The following is a 3,340-nucleotide window of genomic DNA, read 5'->3' as shown; positions in this document are numbered from 1 at the left end:
CTCGAAAGACCGGAGGGCTTGCGCCCTGCCGCTAACAGAAACGGAAGGTGGTAGTGGAACGGCGCGAGCCGTCCGGTGCGAGTTTCCAATCACCTTGAAAGACCGGAGGGCTCGCGCCCTGCCGCTAACAGAAACGGAAGGTGGTAGCGGAACGGCGCGAGCCGTCCGGTGCGAGCTTGCAATCACCTTGAAAGACCGGAGGGCTTGCGCCCTGCCGCTAACAGAAACGGAAGGTGGTAGCGGAACGGCGCGAGCGTTGAGAACGCCTTGAAAGACCGGAGGGCTTCCCGCGTGCCGCTAACCGAGAACACCGTTCGGTGTTGGCAAGCAAGATGCTTCCCCCACTGCTTTGTGTCGTGTGGGTATCACGTACTCCATTGTGGTCCCCCGCAATGAGAATGGCGTGTTGCGCGACCAATGTGACCACTTGCAGATTGCCAATGTCATCGAATCCATTGCGCAACAAAAAACGTTAAGAAAAATTCGAAATCAGTACCGTGATTCCTCTGTCCCCAGATGGATGAATCTGTAGATTCATCAAGCGACGGATGGGCCCTCGGGGCAAGATGCCCACCGGTCGCCGTCGATTCGCTTTATCAGAATCGACGGCGGCTATTCTTCAAGCTCTTCCCATCGCTGGTAGGCCGACGCCAGTTCTTTTTCGGCCGTAGCCAATTGAGCGGCGTCGGCGGCGATCTTGTCGCCACCGCTTTGGTAGTACTCCGGTTCCGCCATGGCCGCGTGCAGGTCGGCGATCTGCTGTTCCAGGCTTTCGATCTTTTCCGGCAACGCTTCCAACTCGCGTTTCTCTTTGTACGACAGCTTTCGTTTGGCCGGTTCCGTTGGCGAGTTTGCGTCAGGCTGGGCCGTCTCTTTCTTGCGCGGTGTTGCAGTGTTCTTTGCGGTGGCGCCATTGCCGTCTGCCGACTGCTGGCGTCTGGCGACGGCGTCTCGCCAATCGTCATAGCCGCCGACGTATTGTCGAATCGTGTCGTCTTCAAAGACGATCGTGCTGGTCACGACGTTGTTCAAGAACGTCCGATCGTGGCTGACCAACAACAGGGTGCCTTCGTAGTTGGCCAATAACTCTTCGAGCAATTCCAGCGTTTCAGCGTCCAAGTCGTTGGTCGGCTCATCCATCACCAGCACGTTGGCGGGTTTGGTCATCAGTTTTGCCAACAAGGCGCGATTGCACTCGCCACCGGAAAGAAACTTGACCTTGGTCCGCGCCCGTTCCGGCGTGAACAGGTAATCCTGCAAATAGCCGAGCACGTGTTTGGTCTTGCCGCCGACTTTCAATTGTTCGCTGCCGTCGCCGACGTTTTCCTGGACGGTTTTTTCCGGATCCAGGGTGTCACGCATTTGATCGAAATACGCGATCTCCAATTTCGTTCCCAGGCGGACCTTTCCCGAGTCGGGTTTGAGTTTTCCCAACAGCAACTTCAGCAACGTCGACTTGCCGGCGCCATTGGGGCCGATGATGCCAATCTTGTCGCCACGCATCAGTTCGGTGGAAAAGTGATCCACGATGGTGTGATCACCGTAGGCGAAACTGACATCGGTCAATTCGGCGACCAGCACACCGCTGCGTTGGGCATCTTGGACTTCCAGTTTCGCATTGCCGACTCGGTTTTGTCGTTTGCTGCGCTCTGCGCGCATCGCTTTGAGGGCTCGAACACGGCCTTCGTTTCGCGTGCGTCGCGCCTTGATGCCTTGGCGAATCCAAGCTTCCTCTTCGGCCAAACGTTTATCAAACAGTGCGTTCTGTTTCTCTTCGGCCTCCAACGCTTGTTCTTTACGCGTCAGGAACGTGTGGTAATCGCAAGACCAGTCGAACAACCGGCCACGATCGACTTCCCAGATCCGCGTCGCCAGTTGTTGCAGGAACGAGCGGTCGTGGGTGATGAAGACCAGGGTCTTGTCCCAGCGAGAGAGAAAGTCTTCGAGCCAAAGAATGGATTCGATATCGAGATGGTTGGTCGGTTCGTCCAACAGCAGGATGTCGGGTTGGGCCACGATCGATTTGGCCAGCAGGACGCGCCGTTTCATGCCGCTGGAAAGTGATTCGAATCGAAGCGTACCGTCGAGTTGCATGCGTGACAGCGTCGTCTCCACGGCATGCTCGGCTTCCCATTGGGTGGTCGGGTCGGCGATCTTTTCGGTGGGGATGCCGGACAGCACGACGTCGGCGATGGTGCCCGACAGGTGCGCGGGCACGTCTTGGGTCAATCGCGCCACGCGCGTCTTGTCACCGAGTTGAATTTCACCGTGGTCGGGTTGGAGCTCACCGGCGAGCAATTTCAGCAAGGTTGTCTTGCCGGCTCCGTTGCGGCCCAACAATCCGATCCGCTGGCCGGGTTCGATCTGGGCGGTGACGCCGTCCAGCAGGGGCGGACCGGCGAACCCGATGGATACATCCGCAATCGTCAACAGTGCCATCGCCGAGCTTCCTTTTCCGGTTCAGACCTTGAGCGTGCCGACGACGTCTGCCACGCGGGCGGCGCCGAGTTCGGCCAGGGCGGTCGGCAATTGGTCGACCAGCCGAGTCGACACGGTGGGGTCATAATAATTGGCCGTTCCGATTTGCACGGCGGAGGCGCCTGCGACGAGGAATTGCATGACGTCGTCGATCGTGGCGATGCCGCCGATTCCGATGATCGGTACGTCGACCGCTGAGGCGACTTGGTGAACGCATCGCAGCGCGATCGGTTTGATCGCCGGACCGCTCATGCCGCCCATTCCGTTGCCCAGCATCGGTCGTTGTCGTCGCCAGTCGATGGCCATGGCCAACACGGTGTTGATTAGGCAGACGGCATCGGCACCGGCTTCCGCGGCGGCCTTGGCGATGTCTGCGATCCGCGTCACATTGGGCGTCAGTTTCGCCAGGATCGGGACCGCGCACGCCTCGCGCGCCGCGGCGACGACGTCATGGCAACTGGTCGCGTGGGTGCCGAAGTCGACGCCTCCGCTGACGTTGGGACAGGACAGATTCAGCTCGACCGCGGCGACGCCGAATTCACCGATCCGTCGGGCCAGGGTGACAAACTCGTCTTGGGTACGTCCGGCCACGCTGACGACGACCGGCGTCGACAAGGATTGTAGGTAGGGCAAGTGGTGTTGGATGAACGCATCGACGCCATCGTTGTCCAAGCCGATCGCGTTGAGCAATCCGGCGGAGGTTTCGACCGTCCGCCAAGGTGCGTTGCCGATCCGTGGTTCGGCCGTGATCGTCTTGGGCAGCACTGCGCCCAGGCGAGAGACATCGACGACGTGCTCCATCTCCCTTGCGTAGCCGAAGGTTCCCGAGGCGACCATGATCGGATTGGGCAGCGTCATCCGG

Annotated in this window: 2 protein-coding genes; both read right to left on the bottom strand. The window is 59.6% G+C overall.

Going from position 1 to position 3,340, the window contains the following annotated elements:
• Positions 1–612: 612 nt before the first annotated feature.
• The gene (locus ABX749_RS26815; protein WP_372898710.1) at positions 613–2,433 is read right to left on the bottom strand and encodes an ATP-binding cassette domain-containing protein; all 1,821 of its coding nucleotides are present in this window, start codon (positions 2,431–2,433) and stop codon (positions 613–615) included.
• A gap of 27 nt (positions 2,434–2,460) precedes the next feature.
• Positions 2,461–3,340: dihydroorotate dehydrogenase (locus tag ABX749_RS26810; protein WP_372898709.1), on the bottom strand; the 880-nt coding region annotated here is incomplete at its 5' end.

Source organism: Stieleria sp. (assembly GCF_041595215.1).
Classification (GTDB): Bacteria; Planctomycetota; Planctomycetia; order Pirellulales; family Pirellulaceae; genus Stieleria; species Stieleria magnilauensis.
Note: the sequence above shows the minus strand (reverse complement) of the source record. Positions and strands in the feature narration are given on the sequence as shown.